Consider the following 24122-nt stretch of genomic DNA (forward strand, 5'->3'; position numbering starts at 1 on the left):
ACCCGGCGAGCTCAGCGCACCTCGAGGCTCTTGTGGGCCTCGAGGAGGGCGCGGCTGGCCGGGTGCTTCGGCGCGGCGAAGAGCTCGGCGACGGGCGCGGTCTCGACCACTTCGCCCCGGCTCATGACGGCGACGCGATCGGAGAGCTGGGCCACGACCGCGAGGTCGTGCGAGATGAAGAGGCAGGCGAGGCCGAGGTCGTTGACGAGCCGCTGGATGAGCGCGAGCACCTGCGCCTGCACCGTCACATCGAGTGACGACACCGGTTCGTCGCACAGCAGCACGTCCGGCTCGGGGGCGAGGGCCCGCGCGATGGCCACTCGCTGCCGCTGCCCGCCGCTGAGGTGGAGCGGGCGGAGCCCCGCGACCGAGGCGTCGAGCCCGACCTGCTCTAGCGCCGCCTCGATGGCCGCCCGGTTCGTGCGCACCGAGCTCGACCTGCCAGCGGTGATCGCATCCGCGAGGATCTCGCCCACGGTGCGCCGCGGGTCGAAGCTCGACAGTGCATCCTGGGGCACGTAGCCGAGTCTCGGCCGACGCGACCTGCGGCTGCGCTCGGGTGCCGGGTTCCAGGCCTCGCCGAGGAAGGTGACCGACCCCGCGTCCGGCTGCTCGAGGCCGAGCGCGATGCGGGCGAGCGTCGACTTGCCTGAGCCAGAGCTGCCGACGATGCCGAGCGTCTCCCCGTGGCCGAGGAAGAACGAGGCGCCGCGCACGGCATGCACCGGCGCGGCCCCGAGGGTGCGGAAGGTCCGAGACACGGCGCGCACGTCGAGCAGCCGAGGAGCGGTCGCGGCGGCGGAGGCCGCGGACGCGCTGCCGGACGAGTCGCCGGTTGGCTTCGGCTGCGCTGCCAGGAGCGTTCTGGTGATGTCGTGCTGGGGTGCGCGGAAGAGCTGCTCGGTCGGTGCCGTCTCGACGACGAGGCCTTCGCTCATGACCGCGACGCGGTCGGCGAGGCGCTGCACGACGCCGAGGTCGTGCGTGATGAAGAGCATCGTCATGCCGTCTGCCTTGAGCGCGTTGAAGAGCCCGATGAGCTGCGCCTGCACCGCCTGGTCGACCGAGCTCGTCGGCTCATCGGCGATGAGCAGCGCCGGGTCTCCGGCGAGGGCGGCGGCGATGAGCACGCGCTGACGCTGGCCCCCGGAGAGCTGCCCGCTGCGGCGTCTCGCGATCGACGCGGGATCCTCGATGCCGACGCGGTCGAGAAGCTCGAGCACGCGCTGGCGCCGCGCCGCGCGCCCGAGGTCGGTGTGCAGCCGGAGCGCGTCGTCGACCTCGCGCCAGACCGGGCGGAGCGGGTCGAGAGCGACCAGCGCATCCTGGTGGACAAGCCCGATGCGGCCGCCGCGGATGGAGCGCCACGCCCCGTCGGAGGTCTTCGTCGGCAGCTCGTCTCCGTCGAGGCGCAGCACTCCGGCGTCGACTCGCGCTCCGTCACCGCTCAGCCCCAGGAGGGAACGCGCCGTGACCGACTTGCCAGAGCCGGACTCGCCGACAAGCGCGAGGCACTCGCCGCGCCGCACCTCGAACGAGACCCCGCGGACGGCCTCGAAGTCGCCGAACGAGACGCGCAGCTTGCTCACCTCGACGACGAGCTCCGCATCCCGCGCACCCGCGGCGTTCACGTCGCCCTCACTGGGGTCGCGCTCGCTCACGACGCCTGCCTTGTGCGCTGCTGCATGATGCGGCCGAGCATCGTCGCCGTGACCGCGGCGCCGACGATCGCGGTGCCGGGGAAGATCGTGAGCCACCAGCTGCCGGTCGGCAGGTAGAGGCGCCCAGCGGAGAGCATCGAACCCCATTCCGGGCTGGGCGGGGGTTCGCCGAGGCCCAGGTAGCTGAGGGCCGCCGCCCAGACGATCGCCTGCCCGAGCCCGAGGGTCGCGAGTGAGAAGAGCGGCCACGCGACGTTCGGAAGGAGCGTGCGCGCGAACGTGTGCCAGCGCGAGCGGCCGAGCACGAGGTCGGCCTCGACGTAGGCGCTCGCGCGCACCCGCAGCACCTGGGAGCGGATGAGCCTCGCGTACCCGGGCGCCGTCGAGAGGCCGACGGCGATCGTCGTCGTCACCACTCCAGGGCCTGCGAGCACGATGAGCAGGAGGGCGAGGAGGATACCGGGGAAGGCGAAGAACACCTCGACGATACGGGTCGTGCCGAAGTCGAGCCACCGTGGCCCGAGGCCGGCCGCGAGCCCGAACACGGCGCCGAGGGCGAGCCCGATCGCGGTCGCGAGCGCGCCGATCGTGAGCGACGATGCCGCGCCGTGCACCACCCGCGTGTAGACGCCGCGCCCCGACTCGTCGGTGCCGAACGGATGCTCGGGGCTCGGGGGCGAGAACGCGTCGGCCGGGTTCACGGCAAGCGGGTTGCCCGGCGCGAGGAGCTGGGGGAAGACGGAGGCGAGCACGTAGAGGGCGGCGACCCCGAGCCAGACCGCGAGCCACACGCCGCGCCGAGAGCCCGAGCGGGCGCGCCCGGAGCGACGCCCACCTGAACCGGCACGCGCATCCCGGACCGCCGCGGCCTCGAGACTCATGCGCGCACCCCGACCCGCTCGCGCGACCCGGCCCGGTCACGCGCCCGCGGATCGATGAGGGGCTCGACCAGGTCGGTCAGCACCGTGACGAGCATGTAGGCGGCCGCGACGACGATGAGCACGCCGATGACGTACGGCACGTCGCGCGCGCCGACGGCATCCAGCAGCGAGCGGCCGAGTCCTGGCCGCGCGAAGATCGTCTCGACAACCACCGCGCCGGAGACCAGCGAGCCGAGCGCCCAGCCGCTGAGACCGACGGCGGGGATCGCAGCGTGGCGCAGGACGTGCCGCCAGAAGACGCCGCTTCGCCCTTCCCCCCGCGCACGCGCCGCGAGCACGAACGGCGACTCGAGGGCATCGAGCATCTGCTCGCGCATGACCTGCCCGAGATAGCCGGCGAGGGGAAGGGCCAGGGTGATGCTCGGAAGGATGAGGCCGGAGAACCCGGGGCCGGAGACCGCAACCGGAAGGCCGAGCATCCCTGCGAAGATCAGCACGAGCACGGCCGCCAGCCAGAAGTGCGGAACGGCGGCGGCGATGACCTCGAGCGTCGAGGCGATGCCCCACGCGAGGCGACCGCCGCCCGTCGACCACCAGGCGACCGCGAGCGCGATGACCCAGGCGAGGAGCAGCGAGAGGCCGGCCAGGGCGAGGGTGCCGGGCAGCTGCTCGCCGATGAGGTCCGCGACGCGCTCGCGCTGCGCGTAGCTGAAACCGAGGTCGCCCGTCGCGGTGCGCCAGAGCTGCGAGAGGTACTGGAGGAAGAGCGGCTGGTCGAGCCCGTTGTCTGCGCGCGCCTGCGCGACCGCCTCGGCGCTGGCGTTCGAGCCGGGCCCGCCGAGGATCGCGAGCACCGGGTCGCCCGGCACGGCCCGCACGGCGAAGAACGTGACGGTGATGACCGCCCACAGCACGAAGAGGACGCCGCCGAGACGGAGGAGGATGCGCGGAATCAGCGGCACCAGTCGTGCCGCGCGAGACCGCGCATCCGTCGTCACTCGTCGATTGTCTCGTGTGCCGCGCTCGTCTGTCGTCCCGCTACTCGATGGTGACGTTCACGAGCGAGGGCACGTTGACGTTCGGCTGGAGCCGGAAGCCGTGCACGTTGTCGCCGTAGGCGAACTGCACGGTCTGGTCGTAGAGCGGGATGACGGTGCCGCTGTCGATGATGAGCTGCTGGGCCTCGCCGTACAGGCGCTCGCGCTCGGCGTCGTCGGTCGTCTTGACGGCGGCCTCGAGGGCTTCGTCGAGTTCGGGCAGCGAGAGCCCAGTGTTGTTGGCGTGATACCCGCTCGGGGCGGGGCTGATGCTGTCGGTCGAGTAGACGATGCGGAGCACGTCGGCCGAGTTCTTCGAGTACGGCGCGACGATGGCGTCGAACTCCCACGTGCCGCTGCGCTCGTACCAGGTCGACAGGTCGAGCAGCTCGAGCTGGACGTCGAAGCCCACCTCGGCGCTTGTCGCCTTGATCTGCTCGAGCACCGAGATCTCGGCGGGGATCGACTGGTTCGTGGAGACGGGGAACGCCACCTCGAGGCGCTTGCCGTCCTTGGTGCGCACGCCGTCGGCGTCGCGTGCCGTCCAGCCTGCCTCGTCGAGGAGGGTGGATGCGCGAGCGGCGTCGAACCCGAACGCGTCGGGATGGGAGGTGGCGAACGGTGTGGCGCTCGAGAGCACCGACGTCGAGCGTTCGAGGGTGCCGAAGTAGAGCGACTCGACGGCGGCGTCGATGTCGGCTGAGGCTGCGAACGCCTCACGCACCTTGGGGTCGTCGAACGGCGCGCGGGTCGTGTTCAGCTCGATGCGAGCGGTCACGCCCGGGCGCGCTCCGATGAGCGTCTCCTCGGTGCCGTTCGCCTGGAACTGCGAGAGCGCATCCGGCTGCACGGAGTCGATGATGTCTGCCTGGCCGGACTGCAGGGCGGCGAGGCGGGTGGCCGCATCGGGGATGAACTTCCACTCGATCGTGTCGACGGCCGCTCCTGGCTGGTCTTCGGTCGCGACGCCGTCCTCCGGCGCCGTTGTGTGGTTCTGATTGCGGGTCAGCACGACCTGCGACTGCTTCTCCCACGACTCGACCTTGAACGCTCCCGTGCCGATGGGGGCGAGGCAGTTCGCGTCGGTGCCGCGCTCGAGGCCGGCCGGGGACTCGATGGCGAGCCAGGTCTGCGCGAGCGATTCGACGAGGGCGCTGTCCGGTTCGCTGAGGTCGAAGCGCACCGTGTGCTCGTCGACGGCGACCGCCTCGGAGACCTTGCCGAGGGCGAGGATCGCCGTCGACGATGCGGTGTCCGGGTTCTTGATGTGCTCGACGTTGGCGACGACCGCGTCCGCATCGAACGGTGTGCCGTCGGTGAAGGTCACGCCTTCCTTGAGGGAGACCGTCCAGCTCAGCTGGTCGTCGGAGGGCTCGGCGCCGGTCGCGAGCCACGGCACGATCTCACCGGCCTCATCTTTCGAGAAGAGCGACTCGAGGAACTGGTTCGCGAGGATCGCCTGGGGCCAGTTCCCGCCGACGTGCGGGTCGAGGCAGGTCGGTTCGGCGTCGCCCGAGGCATATCGAAGGATTTCAGCCTCCCCTGCGGCGCCGGTGTCGCTCGAACAGGCGGCAAGTGGCACGATGAGGGCTGCGGACAAGGCGAGGAGCGCGGCGGGCTTCGCGGAACGGCGGGTGACTGATTCTGACACTCGCAGAGTGTAACCGTGTTTATGGACACCATGCAGAAATGAGTCGGACATGACGGATCACGAGGAGCGGGCCGCGCGTCGAGGTCGGCCCTCGGCGTCGAGTCGCGAGACCCTGGAAGAGGCCGCCCTCGAGCTGTTCCTCGAGCAGGGGTACGAGCAGACGAGCGCGAGCGACATCGCCCGCCGAGCGGGGGTCGCGCGAAGCTCCTTCTTCAACTACTTCACCGCCAAGGCCGACGTGCTGTGGGTCGGCCTCGACCCGCTGCTGGCCGGCATCCCCTCGCTCCTCGATGCGGCTGCCGCCGACCTTGCCGACGACGGCGTCAGCGGATCGGGTGGCGGGCTGGCCGAGTTGCGCCGGGTGCTCCTCGCCATCGCCGCGACGGTCAGCCCTGAGCACATCCCGTGGGCGGCGTCTCTCCGTGAGATGACCGGAACGGGTGAGGACCTCGCGGCCACCGGCTCCAAGCGCGCGCTCGTCCAGCAGGCGGCACTCCGGCGGTACCTGTCGCGCACCGAACCCGCCCTCGACGAGCTGCAGCGGGCCGTCTGCGCGGGCGCGATCGTCGCAGCGGTGGTCGCCGCGGGCGACCGCTGGGTCGAGGCTGGCCCAGCTCGCGGCAGCCTGGCCGAGCTCGTCGACGAGGCGACGGCGCCGATTCTGCGCGCCTACGGTGGCTAAGGGTGTGGGCCGGCTTCGCATGTCGTACACGCCTCGTCTGTAGTCTCTATGTTCTAAGAATGTAGAAAATGCCTGATCTCAGCATTGATCTGCTTCGTGCGAAGAGGTAGGCTGGTGGTGATCCCGGGGGGGAGGTCATCATGGTCTTTAAAGTCCAGAGTCTCGGTGCAGAGTGCACTTCTGCGTCGCGCCGTGCGAGTGCGGAGCCGTTGACGGAGACGGCCGAGTCGCGATCGCGGGGTATGGCCGAGTCGGCGGTGGTGGATGCGCTGGTCGCGTCACCCGGCCAAGTCGCGGGCTTGCTCGCGGCGGAGATCCCGGTTGTGATCAGCGAGCTCGCAGGGCGTCGGCGCGCTTTGGATGCGGCGCTCGTGGAGGTCGCCGGGGAAGCGCTGCGACGTGACGAGGAGTCGTCGGTGCCGGACGCGCTCGCGCGAGCGGCCGGGTTCTCGTCGCTCGCAGAGCTGCTGCAGCATCTGCTTGGCGTGGAGAGGCGAGACGCGCGAATGCTCGTAGAGCTCGCCGAAGCGACCCGCTCGGGCCGGTCGCTCACTGGAGAACCGCTGCTGCCTGCACGTCCAGCGGTTGCCGGAGCGCTGGCCGCGGCGCGCGTTTCCGTTGCACAGGCGTTCATGATCGTGAAGGGGTTGAAGGCCGCCGCAGTTCGCGCTGAACCAGCGCACGTCGACGTTGCGGAGACGGAGCTTGTTGCGTCGGCGCAAGGCGTGACGCCGGTCAGCGCCGACTCGGATGGCATCGATGCTGAGGGCGCCGACCTGGAAGCCGCGGTGCCGGCAGCGCCGGAGGAACTGCGCGTGCAGGCGTCCGCGTGGGTTGCGTTCCTCGATCCGGACGGGGCGGAACCGCGCGCGGAGGCGATCGCGCGCAATCGCGGTCTGTGGGTTCGGCATGCCGCGGACGGGACGGTGCGGGGTCGCTTCGTCGCAACTCCCGAGCAGGGCGAGCTGCTCGTGAAGACGCTCGAGACCCTCACTTCGCCCCGCCGCGCGGTTGAATGCGAGCCGACCCGCACCCCAGGGTTCGGAGAGACGACCGCGGGCGATGATCGCGGCGAGCTTGAAGGGCTGAGCGCGGGTGGTCTGGCCGCTGACGATGGGCAAGCTGGCGGCCTGGACGCGGCCGAGGTTGACCTCGCACATCCGGACGAGCGAATCGCGGACTCTGCCGCAGCAGCGCGTCGACGCTCTCGGGGAGGTCTTCGCTCGCTACGCGGAGTCCGCTCACGCGCCTCGCGCGGGCGGGGAAGCACCCACTGTTGTGATCGTCACCACCCGGGCCGGCGCGAGCGGCGAACCGACCCGGCCTGCCGATGTGCCGCACCTTGAGCGCACCGGCACTGCAGTGCCTCCAAGCCTCGTCGCGAAGACCATCTGCGATGGGTTCGTGCAGACAGCGATCGTCGGCAGCAACGGGGAGATCCTGAAACTGGGACGCCGACAGCGGCTGTACAGCCGCGGGCAACGCCGCGCTCTCGCCGTCCGAGACCAGGGGTGCATCACGCCTGGCTGCTGGAAACCCGTCGGCATGTGCGAAGCGCACCACACCAGCAGGTGGGTCGACGGCGGCCTCACCAACACCGACGACGGCGTCCTCCTTTGCAGCCTGCACCACCACATGGCCCACAGCGAAGAACTCGAACTCGTGAGGGACCGCGGCAACCGATGGCGAGTCCTCCGCCCCGGCTGGCAGTACCGACTCCTCACCCGCAAGCGGTACCGAGAAGTCAAGTCGAGGTGTTGAATCTGGCCGAACGGCTGCTCGGAGCGCCTAGCTTGTCTGCAGCTCGCAGTACGCGGTCAGCGACGACAGCGCCGACTCCACCTCGCCAAGCTGCGTCAGGATGCTCGCGGCGGCCGCGAACCCGCCCTCGCCGTTCGCCAGCTCCCCGGCCGTCGCCTGCAGCTCCGTCACCTCGGTGACCAGCGTGTCCACATGCGTCTTGAGATCAGGGTCGGTGACACTCTCCTGCAGCGTCGTGAGGCTCGTGCCGATCGTCGAGAGCGTCGCGACGGCACCCGGGATGTCGCCCGGCACCTGCGTTGAGATGCTCTCGACGCTCGTCCGGATCGAGTCGATCTCCGCCTGCACGTCCGCGCACGTGCCGCCACCCTCCGCGGTTGTGCTCTCCGCGGACGCGGCCGCCGTCGGGGACGGAGTCGCGGCCCCTCCGCTGCCGGCCGCCGAGCATCCGGTGAACGCGATCGCGGCGAAGGCGCAGATCGCTGCGAGCTTGGGAAGGCGGGTCGTGAGCATGCGTCGTTCCGTTCGTTTCGAGGTGCCCGCTGCGAGGCGAGCATCGGCGAAGCGAGAGTACACAGCCTGTCCATGAACGGGCTGGCGCACGACCGACCGCCCCGAGCACAACGCCAGCCGTTTCACTCGCGACAGCAGGGCGCGTACGATGTTGCCAGTACGACTTTGATCCGCCCATCAGCGGGGAGTCCCCGGAAGAACAGCGAGCGCACCCCTCGAGGAGCGAACGCCAAGTAGAACCGGGCGGGTGAGCCCGTCACAGCTCGGAACGAGTGGCGAGTTCCAGCGGATGCCCTCCCTGCACGGGAAGCAGCCCGGGGGAGCCCGCAATCGGGGTGGTACCGCGCCGCACGGCGTCCCTGAAGCAGACCAAGCACATCCACTTACTGCCAGGAGTTCCACCGCATGAGCTACCCGAAGGCCTCGTTCGGACCAGCCGCCGACCCCGCCGGCGCGACCCGGGACAGCGTCGCCGCCTCCCCGTCGTTCCCGCGCCTCGAGGAGCGCGTCCTCGACTTCTGGCGCGAAGACGGCACCTTCCAGGCGTCCATCGACCAGCGCGAAGGCGCTGAAGAATGGGTCTTCTACGACGGCCCACCCTTCGCCAACGGCCTCCCGCACTACGGGCACCTCCTCACCGGCTACGCCAAGGACGTCTTCCCCCGCTACTTCACGATGCGCGGCCGCCAGGTGCACCGCCGCTTCGGCTGGGACACGCACGGACTGCCCGCCGAGCTCGAGGCCATGCGCCAGCTCGGCATCCAGTCGAAGGCCGAGATCGAGGCCATGGGCATCGACACCTTCAACGACGCCGCCCGCGAATCGGTGCTCAAGTACACGCGCGAGTGGCAGGAGTACGTGACCCGCCAGGCCCGCTGGGTCGACTTCGAGAACGACTACAAGACGCTCGACATCTCCTACATGGAGTCGGTGCTGTGGGCGTTCAAGAAGCTCTACGACGACGGCCTCGCCTACGAGGGCTTCCGCGTGCTCCCGTACTGCTGGAACGACGAGACGCCCCTCTCCAACCACGAGCTGCGCATGGACGACGACGTCTACCAGATGCGTCAGGACCAGACGGTCACGGTCACCTTCCCCCTCGAAGGCGAGCAGGCGGATGCGCTTGGCCTCGCCGGCGTCAAGGCACTCGCGTGGACGACGACCCCGTGGACGCTCCCCACCAACCTGGCCCTGGCCGTCGGCCCCGAGATCGACTACGCCGTCGTGCCCGCAGGACCGCTCGGCGCGGCCGACGGCACCGCGGCGGGCGAGGGCTCGTTCCTGCTCGCCACCGCACGCGTCGCAGCGCACGCCAAGGAGCTCGGCTACGAGGCCGCAGAAGACGCGACAGCCGCGACCGCTCGCACCCTCAAGGGCGCCGAGCTCGCCGGCGTCCGCTACCAGCGCCTCTGGGACTTCTACGCCGACACCGAGACGTACGGCACCCAGAACGCCTGGCAGTTCCTGCTCGGCGACTACGTCACGACCAGCGACGGCACCGGCATCGTGCACCAGGCGCCCGCCTACGGTGAAGACGACAAGGTGCTCAGCGACGCCGCCGGCATCCCGACGATCCTCTCCGTCGACGAGGGCGGCAAGTTCCTCTCCGCCGTCGAGCCCGTCGCTGGCCTGCAGGTCTTCGACGCCAACAAGCCGCTCACGCAGCTCCTCAAGGCAGACGGCCGGCTCTTCAAGCAGGCCAGCTACGAGCACTCCTACCCGCACTGCTGGCGCTGTCGCAAACCCCTCATCTACAAGGCCGTCTCGAGCTGGTTCGTGCGCGTCACGCAGTTCCGCGACGAGCTCGTCGAGTTGAACCAGCAGATCGACTGGGTGCCGGACAACGTCAAGGACGGCCAGTTCGGCAAGTGGCTCGAGGGAGCCCGCGACTGGTCGATCAGCCGCAACCGCTACTGGGGCAGCCCCATCCCCGTGTGGAAGAGCGACGACCCAAACTATCCGCGAGTGGATGTCTACGGCTCGCTCGACGACATCGAGCGCGACTTCGGCGTGCGCCCCACCGACCTGCACCGCCCATTCATCGACGAGCTCACGAGGCCCAACCCGGACGACCCGACGGGCGCATCCACCATGCGGCGCATCCCTGACGTGCTCGACGTGTGGTTCGACTCCGGCTCCATGCCCTACGCGCAGGTGCACTACCCGTTCGAGAACCGCGACTGGTTCGACTCGCACTCGCCCGCCGACTTCATCGTCGAGTACATCGGGCAGACGCGCGGCTGGTTCTACGTCATGCACGTGCTGTCGACGGCGCTCTTCCACCGCCCCGCCTTCAAGCGCGTCGTGAGCCACGGCATCGTCCTCGGCAACGACGGCCGCAAGATGTCGAAGAGCCTCCGCAACTACCCGGACGTGCAGGAGGTGTTCGACCGCGACGGCTCCGACGCCATGCGGTGGTTCCTCATGGCCAGCCCCGTGCTGCGCGGCGGCAACCTCATCGTGACCGAGGAGACAATCCGCGAGGGCGTCCGCCAGTTCCTGCTGCCCCTGTGGTCGACGTACTACTTCTTCACGACCTACGCCAACACTGCGGTCGGCTCGACCTCGGCCTACGAGGCGAGGTTCCGCACCGACTCGAGCGACGTGCTCGACCAGTACATCCTCGCGAAGCTCGGCGTGCTCGTCTCCGAGGTGCAGGCCGACCTCGAGGCGCTCGACTCGACGACCGCCGCCTCGCGCCTGCGCGACTTCGGCGACGTGCTCACCAACTGGTACGTGCGCCGCTCCCGCGACCGCTTCTGGCGCGGCGTGACCGACGACGTCTCGAGCACCGAGGCGTTCGACACGCTCTACACGGTGCTCGAGACGCTCACCCGCGTCGCCGCCCCGCTGACGCCGCTCATCTCCGAGACGGTCTGGCGCGGGCTCACGGGCGGCCGCAGCGTGCACCTCACCGACTGGCCGGACGCCTCCGTCTTCCCCAGCGACCAGACGCTCGTCGACTCGATGGACGCGGTGCGCCGCGTCACCAGCTCCGCCCTGTCGCTGCGCAAGCAGGCCGGGCGCCGCGTGCGCCTGCCGCTCGCGAGCCTCACCGTCGTCGCCCCGAACACGGACGCGCTCGAGCCGTTCGCGGGCATCCTGCGCGACGAGCTCAACGTGAAGTCCGTCGAGTTCGAGCAGCTCGTCGACGAGTCGGAGGCCAAGTACGGCATCGACCGCGTCCTGCAGGTCAACGCGCGGGCCGCTGGTCCGCGCCTGGGCAAGCAGGTGCAGCTCGCGATCAAGGCGTCGAAGTCCGGCGACTGGAGCGAGGTCGACGGCGTCGTCACGGCAGGCGGCCTGCAGCTCGAGGCCGGTGAGTACGAGGTCAAGCTCGTCACCGCCGGCGAGAGCGAGGACCGCGCCATCACCCTGCTGCCGAGCGGTGGCATCCTCGTGCTCGACACGAACGTGAGCCCCGAGCTCGCCGCCGAGGGCCTCGCCCGCGACGTCGTGCGTGCCGTTCAGGACGCGCGCAAGGAGGCCGGACTCGAGGTCTCCGACCGCATCCGCCTCATCCTGCGTGCCGACGACGCGTCGGTCGCAGCCATTGAGACGCACCGGGAGCTCATCGCCGGCGAGACGCTCGCCGTCGAGTTCCAGGTGACCGGCGGACTCGCTGTCCCCGCAGACGCCGAGGCGAGCGCCGACACGTATGGTGCACTGGAGATCGACGTGGAGGTAGTGGCGTGAGCGAACGCGACCAGCAGGATTCCGGCGACTGGGACGAGCACGCCGAGGGGAACGAGGAAGCCGTGAACTCCGGCGACCTGGAGCTCCGGCCCGAGGACATCGCCGAGACGTTCATGCCAGCGGTCTCCGACGACGAGGACGAGGTCCTGACCGAGCGCGAGGAAGACGAGCGCCTCCTTCTCGAGGGAACCGACTGGGCCAGCGAGGGCGAGCGGGTCTTCGACGAGCTCATGGAGCGCGTGGGGGAGGCGGCTCCGGAGCCGCGCCTCCACGCCACGCGGCGTGCGGTCGAGCTGCTCGGCGACGTGCACACGGCCTACCCCGTCATCCACCTCACGGGCACCAACGGCAAGAGCTCGACGGCCCGCATCATCGAGACGGTGCTGCGCGCCCACGGCCTGCGCACCGGCCTCCTGACGAGCCCACACCTCGAGCGCCTCAACGAGCGCATCGCCGTCGACGGGAGCCCCATCAGCGACGAGCGACTCGTCGCGAACTGGGAGGACATCACGCCGTTCCTCTCGATCGTGGATGCGGAGCTCGAGGCCGCCGGCGAGCCGCGCCTCACGTTCTTCGAGGCACTCACCGTGCTGGCCTACGCGTGCTTCGCGGACGCGCCCGTCGACGTGGCGGTCGTCGAGGTCGGGATGGGTGGCGAGTGGGACTCCACGAACGTCGCCGACGGCGAGGTGGCCGTGTTCACGCCCATCGCGCTGGACCACACGCAGCGGCTCGGCCGAACCCTCGACGAGATCGCGCGCACGAAGGCCGGCATCATCAAGCCCGCCGCTCGCGTCGTCACGGCCGAGCAGCAGCCGGAGGTGCTCGCCGAGATCGAGCGGGCCGCGGGCATCTCCGAGGCCCAGGTCTTCGCCGAGCCCACCGACTTCGCGGTCACGGACAACCAGCTCGCGGTCGGCGGTCGGCTCATCACCGTGCGCGGCATCGCGGGCAAGTACGAAGACCTCCTCCTGCCGCTCGATGGGGAGTACCAGGCCCACAACGCGGCGGTCGCTCTCGCAGCCGTCGAAGCCTTCTTCGGCGCGAACCGGAGCCTGAACGACGAGCTCGTGGAAGCTGCGTTCGGCGAGGTGACGTCCCCAGGCCGACTCGAGCGCATCGGTGTGACGCCCCCCATGCTCATCGACGCCGCCCACAATCCCCACGGCGCGGAGGCGCTTGCGCGCGCCGTGACGGAGTCGTTCGACTTCTCGCGGGTCGTCGTGGTCCTCGGCGTGCTCGAGGACAAGGACGCCGCCGGCATCATCCGAGCACTGCAGCCCATCGCCGAGCGCTTCGTGGTCACGCAGTCCGACTCGGTGCGTGCCATCGACGCCGAAGCGCTCGGCGACATCGTGCGCGACGTCACGGGCAGCGAACCCGAGGTTCTCGAGCGTGCCGAGGATGCCATCGAGCGCGCCCGCGAGGTCGCTCTCGACCTCCTCGCAGATGGCGCGGACGAGGGCAAGAACGCGGCGGTCCTGATCACAGGCTCCGTCACGCTCATCGGCACGGCGCTGACCCTGTCGCGCGACGAAGGCTGGGCGCAGGAGTCGTGAGTCCGCGGAACCGAACCCGCCTCCCTCGCCAGCGCAGCATCCGCGAGGTCATCGGCTCCATCTTCCTGGGCTTCGAGCTCTTCGTCGTCTTCCTGGGCACACTCCTCATCTTCGGGATGCGGGTGCTCGACCCCGTCCCCGCGTTTGTGCTCGGGGCTGCCTTCGGCGCGCTCATCCTCGTGACCATCAGGTTCCTCCGCCACGAGTGGGGGATCTGGCTCGGATGGGCGGTGCAGGTGCTGCTCGTCGCCGCCGGCTTCCTCCACCCCGGTATGTTCGTCGTCGGGGCGCTGTTCCTCGCCTCCTGGACGTACTTCATGTGGAAGGGCGGCCAGATCGACCGGCAGCGTGCCCCGATCATCGCCGAGTACAACCGTCGCCTCGCGGCGGGAGAGATCGGCATCGACGGGCAGCCCATCGACCAGACCGACACACCGAGCAGCTGACGCGGGCTCACATCCACCGACCTGGCCCTCACGGGCAGACCACCACGACCAATGGAGGAATCATGGCAACCATCGAAGAGACGCTTGTGCTCGTCAAGCCGGACGGCGTCCAGCGCGGCCTCACGGGCGAAGTGCTCCGCCGCATCGAGACGAAGGGCTACTCGCTCGTCGACATCCGCCTCGTGCACGCCGACCGCGCAATCCTGGCCGCGCACTACGCCGAGCACGAGGGCAAGCCGTTCTACGAGGGGCTCCTCGAGTTCATGCAGTCGGGACCGACGGTCGCGATCCGCGTCGCGGGCCACCGTGTCATCGAGGGCTTCCGCTCGCTGGCGGGCACCACCGACCCCACGACGGCCGCACCCGGCACGATTCGCGGCGACCTCGGACGCGACTGGGATGCCGGCGTGCTGCTGAACATCGTCCACGGGTCCGACTCCGTCGAGTCGGCAGGGCGCGAGCTCGGCATCTGGTTCGCAGCCTGACCGACTCGGGCTGCAGGGCGGCGGAGTCGTAGGCTTCGCAGTACGCGGACCGGCAGGTCCGAGACGAGTGATTTCGGGGGCGAGACACGGATGAAGGCTGGGCGAGGGCCGTCAGCGACGGCGCACAGTGAGCGGCTCGACGAGCTGGCCGCGGCATGGCGCGTCGCGCTGCGCGACGAGCTGCCGGCCGCCGTGCGCCTCCGCCAGGAGCTGCACGCGAACCCCAGGCTCTCGGGCGACGAGAACGAGACCGCCGCCCGTCTCGAGAGCGAGCTCGGCGACCGGGTCGCGATGCATCGCATCGCCGACTCGGGGCGCATCGGGCGGCTCGGCCCGAGCGCGGGGGGTGCGGTGGGGGTCCGCGCGGAACTGGATGCGCTGCCCCTGACAGAGCTCACCGGCGTTCCCTTCGCCTCGGCCAACGGGGCGATGCACGCGTGCGGCCACGACGTCCATCAGGCGGCGCTGGTCGCGTTCATCCGGGCCGCCGACCACCTGGAGCTGCCCGTCGGTCTTGTGCCGATCCTCCAACCGCGGGAGGAGACCTATCCGTCTGGGGCGCATCAGATCGTCGAGGAGGGTGGGCTCGAGCGGTTCCAGGTCGAGCACGTCATCGGCGCACACGTGCACCCGGGCGTCCCGCGAGGTGCCATCGCGATCGGCGGCGGCTACATCAACGCGGCCGCTGACGAGATCGAGATCTCACTCCAGGGGCGCGGCGGCCACGGTGCGTACCCGCACCAGGCAGCTGATCCCGTCGCGGCGATCGCCCAGATCGCCCTCGGCCTCCCGGAGGTCGTCCGTCGCACCATCTCCCCGATGAACCCGGCCGTGATCAGCGTCGGCACGCTGAGTGCGGGGGAGGGCGCCGCGAACGTGCTGCCCTCGAGCGCGCGGCTGCTCGCGTCCATGCGCACCACCGCCCCGAAAGACCGTGAGCTGCTCTTCGCAGCGGTGCAGCATCTCGCGGTGCGCACGGCGGAGGCCTACGGGACCGAGGCTGTCGTCCACATGCACCAGAACATGCCGGTGCTCATCAACGACTCCCACCTGGCCTCCGACGCCGACGACTGGCTCGCGCGTCTCGGCGTCGACGGCGCCGAGCCCATGCGCTCGCTCGGCGGCGATGACTTCTCGTACTACTGCGACGAGGTGCCGTCGATCATGTGCTTCGCCGGCGTCGAGACGGCTGGGCTTCCCGGTCCAGATGGTGCGTACGCGCCGACGCTGCACCACCCGCGTTTCCTCCCGACGGAAGACGCGGTGGGGCTCGTGGCCAGCGCATTCCTCGCCGGATACTGCGCGGCCGCCGAGCGCATCCTCGGCATCGCCCACCACAGGCGTGCGCTTCCCTGACGATCGGCCCACAGCCGAATCAGGGCCCGGAAGCGTCGGCCGTGCGATACTGGGATCGTCGACCGGGCAGAGTCCCACGGCACCCGAAGTTTTTCAGGCACGCGCCACGAGCAGAGCAACGCTCCGTCGCACGCGCCGGAGGCAGTATCGCCGCAACCGCGGCACAGCACGAACAACATTTCCGCCGAACGGGCGGAGACCATTTTCGGTGAGGATGCGTGGCATCCTCATCGCCCGGAGGGGTGGGCGCACGCTTTGCGCCACGCCGGAGTAGGAGCACACCAGAAATGGTGACCACAAACGAATCAGACCAGAACAGCAACACGGAGTCGGCGAGCGGCCAGGAGCAGCTCGACGCAGACCTCCGCCAGGAGTCCGCCCAGGCGGTGGAAGAGCAGACCGAGGAACAGGGGTCCGGGGAAGACACGACTTCGCCCATCCCCGCCGTCATCTCGTCGACGACGCTGTTCTTCCTGCAGCCCGACCTGCCACCGGTCCTGGAGCGCGCACCGCGCGAGGACCGCAGCCGGACGCGACGACAGGACGACGAGCCGTACGAGCGTCCGGAGCGCAGCGACCGCGCCGACCGCTACGACCGCCAGGAGTCGAGCGACCGCTCGGACCGGGGAGACCGTGGAGACCGCTCGGACCGGGGAGACCGCTCACGCGAGTCCTCACGTGACGACCGCCGGCAGGCATCCGCCGAGCGCTCGCAGTCGACTACCCGTCGCCGTCAGCCGCGCGAGGAGCAGCAGGCCGAAGAGCCGGTGCTCATCACGGAACCGCAGAAGATCAAGGGCTCGACGCGTCTCGAGGCAAAGCGCCAGCGGCGTCGCGAGGGCCGCGAGAGCGGTCGCCGTCGCCAAGTCGTCACCGAGTCCGAGTTCCTCGCCCGGCGCGAGTCCGTCGACCGCGTCATGCTCGTCCGTGCCAAGGACGACCGCGTGCAGATCGGCGTGCTCGAGGACAAGGTCCTCGTCGAGCACTACGTCGCCCGCTCGCAGGAGTCGTCCCTCATCGGGAACGTCTACCTCGGCCGCGTCCAGAACGTGCTGCCGAGCATGGAAGCCGCCTTCATCGACATCGGTCGCGGGCGCAACGCCGTCCTCTACTCCGGAGAGGTCGACTGGGCCGCCGCGGAGGTCGGCGGCAAGTCGCGTCGCATCGAGAACGCCCTCAAGCCAGGCGACCGCGTGCTCGTCCAGGTCACCAAGGACCCGATCGGCCACAAGGGCGCGCGCCTCACGAGCCAGGTCTCGCTTCCCGGCCGCTACCTCGTCTACGTCCCCGGCAACTCGATGAACGGCATCTCACGCAAGCTGCCGGACACGGAGCGCGCTCGCCTCAAGAAGATCCTGAAGGAGACCCTGCCGGCAGGCGTCGGCGTCATCGTGCGCACCGCCGCCGAGGGGGCGACTCAGGACCAGCTCGAGCGCGACGTCAACCGACTCACGGCACAGTGGGCCGACATCTCCTCCCGCATCGAGGCAGGCCCAGCTCCTGCGCTCCTGCACTCCGAGCCCGACCTGCTCATCAAGATCATCCGCGATGTCTTCAACGAGGACTTCCAGAAGATCGTGATCCAGGGCAGCGATGAGCTCGAGACCATCACGACCTACCTGCGCCAGGTTGCCCCTGACCTCGTCGATCGCGTCGAGGCATTCCAGGGCGGCGACGTCTTCGCCGAGTACCGCGCCACCGAGCACATCGAGAAGGCCCTCGACCGCAAGGTCTGGCTGCCCTCCGGTGGATCGCTGGTCATCGACCGCACCGAGGCCATGACGGTCGTCGACGTCAACACGGGGAAGTTCGTCGGGTCCGGCGGCAACCTCGAGGAGACAGTCACGAAGAACAACCTCGAGGCCGCCGAAGAGGTGGTGCGTCAGCTGCGTCTCCGTGACATCGGCGGCATCATCGTCGTCGACTTCATCGACATGGTGCTCGAATCGAACCGCGACCTCGTCATGCGTCGCCTCATCGAGTGCCTCAGCCGCGACCGCACGAAGCACCAGGTCGCCGAGGTCACGAGCCTCGGTCTGGTGCAGATGACCCGCAAGAAGCTGGGCCTCGGCCTGCTCGAGACGTTCAGCGAGCCGTGCGAGTCCTGCGCTGGTCGCGGTGTCATCGTGTTCCACGACCCAGTGCTCAAGCACCGCGGTGGAGCGCCCGACAGCGCCGCCAACAGCAAGAACGGCCGCAAGGGCCGCGGAGGCGGACAGCAGCGCGAGCAGCAGGGCCCTCGGGCGGTCGCAGCTCCGGCGGCGCCGTCGACGTCCACGCATGGCATCACGGACGAGCTCCGCGGGGCCCTCTCCAAGATCGCCGCATCCACCATCAACGGTCAGAAGCCGGGCGAGCACGGCGAGGAGCAGGCCGCGGATGCGCAGTCGCAGCCAGGTGCCCAGGCGCCGGCCGCCGACGTGCGGGGTGACGAGCAGGCCGCCCAGCCGAGTGAGTCTCGTCGCTCGCGTCGTGGGCGCAGGCGTGCCAAGACGGACGCCCAGGCACCCGCGTCGGCGCAGGAGCAGTCGCCGGAAGCGGCGTCTGGCGACGCGGCGGCGCCTGTCGACCGCAACGAGGCACAGCAGTCTGACACCGACGACCGCAAGGCTCGCGCCAGCGAGAACCTCTTCGACTTCGACTCGGCCAAGAGCGCCGAGTCGGCCCAGACCACGCGCGAGGCCGACCCGGCAGCGCTGCGCGAACTCGACTCGCTGCTGGATGCACTGGTCGCCCCCGAGGGTGAGCAGCAGCAGCCAGCAGCGAGCGAAACGACCGGGGCCCCAGCCGCGGTCGAGGTGACGACACCCGCCGCCCCTGAGGAGTCTCAGGACGCGTCGGTGACGTCGGCACCGGAGGCAGTCCAGCCGGTCACGGCTGAGCCGCCGAAGGGTGCTTCGGGGCGTCCGCGCCGCCGCCGCATCACGACGCCTCCGCTCTCCGCCGAATAGGCGGCCAGAGCAGGGCGGACGGGCGCGAGAGCGCCCACCGGGTGGGTGCGCTTGCGCGTACCGACCCTGCCGGGTAAAGTGGTTCGCTGTTGCACGTTTGCATTCGTGCTGGCATTCCCTCGCCCGGTAGCAGGGCAGAGTCAGCTCGCCGCAGCGAGCAGGGCTTCCAGAGTTTGAACACACAGCGTCCGACCTTGTCGGGCTCGGAGAAAAGGTACTGAAGTGGTATTCGCAGTTGTGCGCGCCGGTGGACGGCAGGAGAAGGTAGAGGTGGGCACTGTGCTCACCACGAACCGTGTTGTTGCCGACAAGAAGGGCAACGTCACGCTTCCGGCTGTGCTGCTCGTCGACGGTGAGACCATCACGAGTGACGCAGAGAAGCTCGCTAAGGTCACGGTGACTGCCGAGGTCCTGAACGACCTCCGTGGCCCGAAGATCGTCATCCAGAAGTACAAGAACAAGACCGGTTACAAGAAGCGTCAGGGCCACCGTCAGGAGCTCACGCGCATCAAGATCACCGACATCAAGTAAGTCGAGGAGCAGACTTCAATGGCACACAAAAAGGGAGCGAGCTCGACTCGCAACGGCCGTGACTCGAACGCTCAGCGCCTCGGCGTGAAGCGCTTCGCGGGCCAGACCGTCAGCGCGGGCGAGATCCTCGTCCGTCAGCGCGGCACGCACTTCCACCCCGGCGCCCTCGTGGGCCGCGGTGGCGACGACACGCTGTTCGCCCTCTCGGCAGGCATCGTCGAGTTCGGTGCGAAGGGCCGCCGCAAGGTGGTCAACATCGTCGCTGGCGAATAGCAGCAAGCACAGTCCCTGAATATCAGGGCGGTGTCAGGATGAGGGGCGGGCCACGGTCCGCCCCTCATCCGTATTTTCAGGACCAATCGTTCTACAGGAGCTCTTCATGGCCACCTTCGTCGACCAGGTGACGCTGTATCTGCGCGCTGGAGAGGGTGGCAACGGCTGCGTCTCCGTCAAGCGCGAGAAGTTCAAGCCACTCGCCGGCCCCGATGGCGGTGACGGTGGCAACGGCGGAAGCATCACGTTCTTCGCCGACCCGCAGGAGACGACGCTGCTGTCGTACCACCACAAGCCCCACCGCTCGAGTGACAAGGGCGGCTTCGGCATGGGCGACTGGCGGAACGGCTACACGGGTCAGCCGCTCGACCTCCCCGTTCCCGTCGGCACGGTTGTCCGTGACGCGGACGGGGTCGAGCTCGCCGATCTCTCGGAGCCCGGCATGCGCTACGTCGCGGCCGAGGGCGGCCAGGGTGGCCTGGGGAATGCATCGCTCGCGAACACCAAGCGCAAGGCTCCCGGCTTCGCGTTGCTGGGCACGCCCGGCGAGGAGCTGCAGGTGCAGCTCGAGCTCAAGATCGTCGCTGATGTGGCCTTCGTAGGCTACCCGTCGGCCGGCAAGTCGAGCCTTATCGCGGCCATGTCGGCCGCCAAGCCGAAGATCGCCGACTACCCCTTCACGACCCTCCACCCCAACCTCGGCGTCGTGCAGGCGGCCCAGTACCGCTACACGGTCGCCGACGTCCCCGGGCTCATCGAGGGCGCGAGCGAGGGCAAGGGCCTTGGCCTCGACTTCCTGAGGCACGTCGAGCGGTGCTCTGCGCTCTTGCACGTGCTCGACTGCGGAACGCTCGATCCGGGTCGCGACCCGATCAGCGACCTCGATGTCATCCTCGAGGAGCTGCGCAGCTACCCGGTGCCCGAGGGGCAGACGCCCCTGCTCGAGCGCCCCCAGCTCATCGCGCTGAACAAGATCGACCTGCCGGACGGCCGCGAACTCGCGGACTTCGTCCGTCCCGAGCTCGAGGAGCGCGGCTACCGTGTCTTCGAGATCTCCACGGTCAGCCACGAAGGGCTGAAGGAGCTCTCCTTCGCGCTCGGTGAGCTCATCGAACGCGACCGCGAGGCGAAGCTGGCCGAGCTGGCCATCAAGCCGCGCATCGTGCTCCGCCCGCGCCCCGTCGACGAGAAGGACTTCGAGATCCGCGTCGAGGGTGGAACGCACGGCAACACCTACCGCATCCTGGGCGAGAAGCCGCAGCGCTGGGTCGCGCAGACCGACTTCGCCAACGATGAGGCGATCGGCTACCTCGCCGACCGTCTCAACAAGATCGGCGTCGAGGATGCCCTCTTCAAGGCGGGGGCCGTCGCCGGGTCCGCGGTGATCATCGGACCTGGCTCGCAGGGCATCGTCTTCGACTGGGAGCCCACGCTCACGAGCGCGGCCGAGCTGACCGTCTCGCCCCGTGGCACGGACAGTCGCCTCGAGGAGAACGCTCGCACGACGACACGCGAGCGTCGCGAGGGCTACTACGAGCGGATGGACGGCAAGGCCGCGGCCCGCGCCGAGCTCGAGCGTGAGCGCGAGGGCGGCGTATGGAAGGTCGACGAGTGACCCTTCGAACATGGGTAGGATGGACGGCATGATCGAGCTGATTCCTGCCGTGCTTGCCAACGCTGTGCTAGCTGAAGAGGGGCACCACGTCGTCAACGAGCTGGCGATGCCCCCGATCATGTTCGGCGTCGTCACGCTCGTCACCTTCGTGGTCCTCATCGCCGTGACGTACGCGTTCCGGAACACGTGGCACAGCCACCCGGTCGACTCGAAGGTCGTGCCGTACGAGCCGTTCAACCACGCTGGTGTCATCGAAGCCGGTTCGGTCCACTCGAAGCACTAGCGCGAAGAGCCGCGCCGCCCCCATGCCTCATACCGTCGAGACCTCCCCTGCAGCCGCGCGCCGTCGTGTCGGCATCATGGGTGGCACCTTCGACCCCATCCACCACGGGCACCTCGTGGCGGCGAGCGAGGCGGCGGCGCACTTCGAGCTGGATGAGGTGCTCTTCGTGCCGACGGGAAAGCCCTCGCACAAGTCGCACGTGACGCCCGTCGAGCACCGCTACCTCATGACGGTCATCGCGACGGCCTCGAACCCGCGCTTCAAGGTCAGTCGAGTGGACGTCGACCGCGACGGTCCCACGTACACGATCGACACGCTCCGCGACGTGCAGCGCCTCCGTCCTGATGCGGACCTCTACTTCATCACGGGAGCCGATGCCATCACGCAGATCCTCGGCTGGAAGAACTCGCTCGAGCTCTTCGAGCTCGCGCAGTTCGTCGCCGTCTCTCGACCCGGTCACGAGCTGCGAACCGACGGGATCCCGGCAGACAAGGTCGCCGTCCTCCAGATTCCCGCGCTGGCGATCTCCTCGACCGATATCAGGGAGCGCGCCTACGAGGAGAAACCGGTCTGGTACCTGGTCCCGGACGGCGTCGTGCAGTACATGGCGAAGCACCGGCTGTACACGGCTGAAGAGATTGATGCGATATGAGTGACGCCCCACTGACCCGCCGCGAGCTGCGAGAGCTCGAACGGCGCCGCGAGAAGGGCGAGGAGACGCCGCTGCCGAACCGCACGCCGACCGTATCGGTCGACGCGGGAGTTCCGAGCGCTGACGTGTCGAGCGCTGATGCCACGAGCGCTGACGCTCCAGGGCAGCCCTCAGCGCCCGCTCCCGCATCCGGTGTCGCCCTCGAGGCTCCTCTGCAGATCGACGGGCTCTCGCCTGAGCGGCCCCCCGAGACCGCTGATACGGCGGAGCCCGCGGAGCTGCCCGGCGACTCGTTCAACCGCAGCCCGGCAGCCGTCGAGCAGGAAGCCCAGGAAGACGGCACGAGCGGCGACTACTTCCGTCGCCTCGTGATGGCGAGCCACTCCACAGACGAGACTCCGACGGGCATGATCGTCATGCCTGAGATGAGCTCGCCAGACATCACGGGTGCCCTCAGCGGCGCCGGTGACCTCATGGTGACGGGCAAGATGCAGGTCTCCCGCGAGCTCTCCAACTTCGGCACGCTCACCAGCGGCCTCGACTCGCCCGAGATCGACCGGGACGACGACGGCGACGAGCCGCAGCAGACCAGAGTCGTCGAAGAGCACACGCCGGTCGCTGCCAGTCGCGCGGTCCGCGAGCCGGGAATGCCGCTCGCGCCTCGTCGCGGACACGGCATCCGCCTCTCGATCTGGGCCGTCGTCAGCGGGATCGCCGTCGCTGTGGCTGGCGTTGTCGCCGTGATCCTGGGTATCGTTCAGGGTTGGTTCTGATCAGCTGGCGAGCGCATCGCCTCTCGGACACCACGATGAGCTCTCAAGGGCTCTCAATGAAAGGGACCGAATGACCGCGAGTACGCGAGCAATCGAACTGGCACACGTCGCAGCGAAGGCTGCCGACAAGAGACTCGGCTTCGACATCGTCGCCCTGGACGTCTCGAACAACATGCCGCTCACGGATATCTTCCTGCTCGTCTCCGGCCGAAACGAGCGCATGGTGCTGTCTATCGCCGACGAGATCGAAGACGCGATGCGCGACATCGGGCAGCGCACGCTGCGCCGTGAGGGTCGCCGCGAGGGCCGTTGGGTGCTCCTCGACTTCAACGACATCGTCGTGCACGTCTTCCACGAGGAGGAGCGCATGTTCTACGGGCTCGAGCGCCTGTGGAACGACGCCCCCGTCGTGAAGCTCGACATCGGCGCCGAGGACGCGGAATCCGCGGACTCGGCTCCGGAAGCACAGAGCTGACCGGCGTGACCACCCGCAGGTCCCCGGGGGGATGGGCATGGCTCGTCGTCACCGGCTTGCTGGCGGGCTTCCTCTCCGGCCTCTTCGGCGTCGGTGGGGGCATCCTCATCGTGCCGGCCCTCATCTACCTGGTGCGACTCGACCCACGCCTGGCAGCGGGCACCTCGCTTCTCGCGATCCTGCCCTCGGCGATCGTCGGCGTCGTGACGTACGCGATCGGCGGCCACGTCGATCTGCTCCTCGCCCTGCTGCTGGCGGCGGGTGCGATCGTCGGGGCGCCGATCGGGTCCTGGCTCCTGCAGAAGGTCTCGAAGCGCACCCTGCAGTGGTCGTTCATCGCCTTCATCGTCGTCGTCATCATCTCCCTCTTCCTGGTCGTGCCCTCGAGGGACGCCGCCGTTCATATCGACGTCCTCGGGGGAGTGCTGCTCGTCGTCCTCGGTCTCTGCACGGGTGTTCTCTCCGGGTTGCTCGGCATCGGCGGCGGCGTTGTCGTCGTCCCGATGCTGGTCGTGCTGTTCGGGTCCAGTGACCTGCTGGCGAAGGGCAGCTCGCTGCTCATGATGATTCCGACGGCGATCTCCGGCACGATCAGCAACCTCCGCCGCAAGAACGTCGACGTGGGTGCTGGCCTCGCCGTCGGTGGGTCGGCCTGCCTGACCACGACCCTCGGAGGGTTGAGCGCTGCGGCCATCTCGCCATCGCTCGCGAACATCCTCTTCGCCGTGTTCCTCGCGGCGACCGCCATCCGCATGGGGATCGACGCGTGGCCACGCCGTCGCGCGCAGTAGCGACACGCGCCGGCCGCCTCGATTTGGTACGCCTCAGGTTCTGAGCTATT

General features: G+C 69.3%; 21 protein-coding genes and 1 pseudogene. 17 read left to right on the plus strand and 5 right to left on the minus strand.

Annotation, left to right across the window (positions count from 1 at the left end):
* Positions 1–11 precede the first annotated feature (11 nt).
* From nikE to C5B97_RS07400, 4 genes are read right to left on the minus strand one after another with little or no spacing between them, the layout of a single operon-like run.
* The gene (gene nikE / locus C5B97_RS07385) at positions 12–1661 is read right to left on the minus strand and encodes an ABC transporter ATP-binding protein (RefSeq protein ID WP_258068063.1); all 1650 of its coding nucleotides are present in this window, start codon (positions 1659–1661) and stop codon (positions 12–14) included.
* Entirely contained in the window at positions 1658–2542 is an 885-nt protein-coding gene (locus C5B97_RS07390) for an ABC transporter permease (RefSeq protein ID WP_104311462.1), read from the minus strand. The genes nikE and C5B97_RS07390 overlap by 4 nt, the downstream gene beginning before the upstream one ends.
* Positions 2539–3540, minus strand: coding sequence for an ABC transporter permease (locus tag C5B97_RS07395; protein WP_181026941.1), 1002 nt, complete (start codon positions 3538–3540; stop codon positions 2539–2541). The genes C5B97_RS07390 and C5B97_RS07395 overlap by 4 nt, the downstream gene beginning before the upstream one ends.
* A 40-nt stretch (positions 3541–3580) precedes the next feature.
* Entirely contained in the window at positions 3581–5230 is a 1650-nt protein-coding gene (locus tag C5B97_RS07400) for an ABC transporter substrate-binding protein (protein ID WP_258068064.1), read from the minus strand.
* Between the two features lie 49 nt (positions 5231–5279).
* Here C5B97_RS07400 and C5B97_RS17920 point away from each other — a divergent pair, with 49 nt between their 5' ends.
* The 3 genes and pseudogenes from C5B97_RS17920 (at position 5280) to C5B97_RS07415 (ending at position 7673) form a co-directional block, all read left to right on the plus strand.
* Complete coding sequence (locus C5B97_RS17920) at positions 5280–5912, plus strand: helix-turn-helix domain-containing protein (RefSeq protein WP_181026942.1); 633 nt, start codon at positions 5280–5282, stop codon at positions 5910–5912.
* A 632-nt stretch (positions 5913–6544) separates the two neighbouring features.
* Positions 6545–6865, plus strand: a pseudogene (locus tag C5B97_RS18365) (DUF222 domain-containing protein); the annotation flags it as partial.
* A 160-nt stretch (positions 6866–7025) separates the two neighbouring features.
* Positions 7026–7673 carry an HNH endonuclease signature motif containing protein gene (locus tag C5B97_RS07415; RefSeq protein WP_104311465.1) on the plus strand — a complete coding sequence of 216 codons (648 nt, stop codon included), beginning with the start codon at positions 7026–7028 and terminating at the stop codon, positions 7671–7673.
* A gap of 27 nt (positions 7674–7700) precedes the next feature.
* On the opposite strand, the gene C5B97_RS07420 is transcribed toward C5B97_RS07415, so the two are convergent.
* Positions 7701–8186 carry a hypothetical protein gene (locus tag C5B97_RS07420; protein WP_146080757.1) on the minus strand — a complete coding sequence of 162 codons (486 nt, stop codon included), beginning with the start codon at positions 8184–8186 and terminating at the stop codon, positions 7701–7703.
* Positions 8187–8591: 405 nt separating this feature from the next.
* Between C5B97_RS07420 and ileS the strand changes: the two genes are divergently transcribed.
* The 14 genes from ileS to C5B97_RS07490 all read left to right on the plus strand — a co-directional run bounded on the left by ileS (position 8592) and on the right by C5B97_RS07490 (position 24072).
* Positions 8592–11882, plus strand: a complete 3291-nt coding sequence (ileS, locus tag C5B97_RS07425) for an isoleucine--tRNA ligase (protein WP_104311467.1) — start codon at positions 8592–8594, stop codon at positions 11880–11882.
* Positions 11879–13441 (plus strand): folylpolyglutamate synthase/dihydrofolate synthase family protein, encoded by a 1563-nt coding sequence (locus tag C5B97_RS07430; RefSeq protein ID WP_308471450.1) that lies wholly within the window; start codon positions 11879–11881, stop codon positions 13439–13441. Before ileS ends, C5B97_RS07430 begins: the two co-directional genes overlap by 4 nt.
* The gene (locus C5B97_RS07435) at positions 13438–13887 is read left to right on the plus strand and encodes a DUF4233 domain-containing protein (protein WP_179557528.1); all 450 of its coding nucleotides are present in this window, start codon (positions 13438–13440) and stop codon (positions 13885–13887) included. Before C5B97_RS07430 ends, C5B97_RS07435 begins: the two co-directional genes overlap by 4 nt.
* A 62-nt stretch (positions 13888–13949) precedes the next feature.
* The gene (ndk, locus tag C5B97_RS07440; RefSeq protein ID WP_104311468.1) at positions 13950–14372 is read left to right on the plus strand and encodes a nucleoside-diphosphate kinase; all 423 of its coding nucleotides are present in this window, start codon (positions 13950–13952) and stop codon (positions 14370–14372) included.
* Positions 14373–14462: 90 nt separating this feature from the next.
* Entirely contained in the window at positions 14463–15728 is a 1266-nt protein-coding gene (locus C5B97_RS07445; protein ID WP_104311469.1) for a M20 family metallopeptidase, read from the plus strand.
* 287 nt (positions 15729–16015) lie between these two features.
* A complete protein-coding gene (locus C5B97_RS07450) occupies positions 16016–18679 on the plus strand; it encodes an Rne/Rng family ribonuclease (protein WP_258068065.1) in 2664 nt (887 codons plus the stop codon).
* Positions 18680–18901: 222 nt separating this feature from the next.
* Complete coding sequence (gene rplU / locus C5B97_RS07455; protein ID WP_068481311.1) at positions 18902–19210, plus strand: 50S ribosomal protein L21; 309 nt, start codon at positions 18902–18904, stop codon at positions 19208–19210.
* A gap of 18 nt (positions 19211–19228) precedes the next feature.
* On the plus strand, positions 19229–19483 hold the full coding sequence (gene rpmA, locus C5B97_RS07460) for a 50S ribosomal protein L27 (RefSeq protein WP_068481308.1): 255 nt from the start codon (positions 19229–19231) through the stop codon (positions 19481–19483).
* Between the two features lie 106 nt (positions 19484–19589).
* Positions 19590–21098: a GTPase ObgE gene (obgE, locus tag C5B97_RS07465; protein ID WP_104253065.1), complete on the plus strand. Its 1509-nt coding sequence runs from the start codon at positions 19590–19592 to the stop codon at positions 21096–21098.
* A gap of 28 nt (positions 21099–21126) precedes the next feature.
* Positions 21127–21381, plus strand: coding sequence for a hypothetical protein (locus tag C5B97_RS07470; RefSeq protein ID WP_146080758.1), 255 nt, complete (start codon positions 21127–21129; stop codon positions 21379–21381).
* A 22-nt stretch (positions 21382–21403) separates the two neighbouring features.
* A complete protein-coding gene (nadD, locus tag C5B97_RS07475) occupies positions 21404–22033 on the plus strand; it encodes a nicotinate-nucleotide adenylyltransferase (protein WP_104311471.1) in 630 nt (209 codons plus the stop codon).
* Positions 22030–22806, plus strand: a complete 777-nt coding sequence (locus C5B97_RS07480) for a hypothetical protein (protein ID WP_104311472.1) — start codon at positions 22030–22032, stop codon at positions 22804–22806. The genes nadD and C5B97_RS07480 overlap by 4 nt, the downstream gene beginning before the upstream one ends.
* A 70-nt stretch (positions 22807–22876) precedes the next feature.
* Entirely contained in the window at positions 22877–23281 is a 405-nt protein-coding gene (gene rsfS, locus C5B97_RS07485; protein WP_104311566.1) for a ribosome silencing factor, read from the plus strand.
* Positions 23282–23286: 5 nt separating this feature from the next.
* Positions 23287–24072, plus strand: a complete 786-nt coding sequence (locus C5B97_RS07490) for a sulfite exporter TauE/SafE family protein (RefSeq protein ID WP_258068066.1) — start codon at positions 23287–23289, stop codon at positions 24070–24072.
* Positions 24073–24122 lie beyond the last annotated feature (50 nt).

Origin of the sequence: Pseudoclavibacter sp. RFBB5 (assembly GCF_002931555.1) — a bacterium.
Lineage (GTDB): Bacteria > Actinomycetota > Actinomycetes > Actinomycetales > Microbacteriaceae > Pseudoclavibacter.

Bases quoted from the DNA above. Each gene is read 5' to 3' on its own strand.
- ileS (WP_104311467.1), top strand. From the start codon at position 8,592: ATGAGCTACCCGAAGGCCTCGTTCGGACCAGCCGCCGACCCCGCCGGC.
- nadD (WP_104311471.1), top strand. From the start codon at position 21,404: ATGCCTCATACCGTCGAGACCTCCCCTGCAGCCGCGCGCCGTCGTGTC.
- C5B97_RS07415 (WP_104311465.1), top strand. From the start codon at position 7,026: ATGGGCAAGCTGGCGGCCTGGACGCGGCCGAGGTTGACCTCGCACATC.
- rpmA (WP_068481308.1), top strand. From the start codon at position 19,229: ATGGCACACAAAAAGGGAGCGAGCTCGACTCGCAACGGCCGTGACTCG.
- C5B97_RS07390 (WP_104311462.1), bottom strand. From the start codon at position 2,542: ATGAGTCTCGAGGCCGCGGCGGTCCGGGATGCGCGTGCCGGTTCAGGT.
- C5B97_RS17920 (WP_181026942.1), top strand. From the start codon at position 5,280: ATGACGGATCACGAGGAGCGGGCCGCGCGTCGAGGTCGGCCCTCGGCG.
- C5B97_RS07420 (WP_146080757.1), bottom strand. From the start codon at position 8,186: ATGCTCACGACCCGCCTTCCCAAGCTCGCAGCGATCTGCGCCTTCGCC.
- C5B97_RS07450 (WP_258068065.1), top strand. From the start codon at position 16,016: ATGGTGACCACAAACGAATCAGACCAGAACAGCAACACGGAGTCGGCG.
- ndk (WP_104311468.1), top strand. From the start codon at position 13,950: ATGGCAACCATCGAAGAGACGCTTGTGCTCGTCAAGCCGGACGGCGTC.
- obgE (WP_104253065.1), top strand. From the start codon at position 19,590: ATGGCCACCTTCGTCGACCAGGTGACGCTGTATCTGCGCGCTGGAGAG.
- C5B97_RS07470 (WP_146080758.1), top strand. From the start codon at position 21,127: ATGATCGAGCTGATTCCTGCCGTGCTTGCCAACGCTGTGCTAGCTGAA.
- C5B97_RS07445 (WP_104311469.1), top strand. From the start codon at position 14,463: ATGAAGGCTGGGCGAGGGCCGTCAGCGACGGCGCACAGTGAGCGGCTC.
- rsfS (WP_104311566.1), top strand. From the start codon at position 22,877: ATGACCGCGAGTACGCGAGCAATCGAACTGGCACACGTCGCAGCGAAG.
- C5B97_RS07480 (WP_104311472.1), top strand. From the start codon at position 22,030: ATGAGTGACGCCCCACTGACCCGCCGCGAGCTGCGAGAGCTCGAACGG.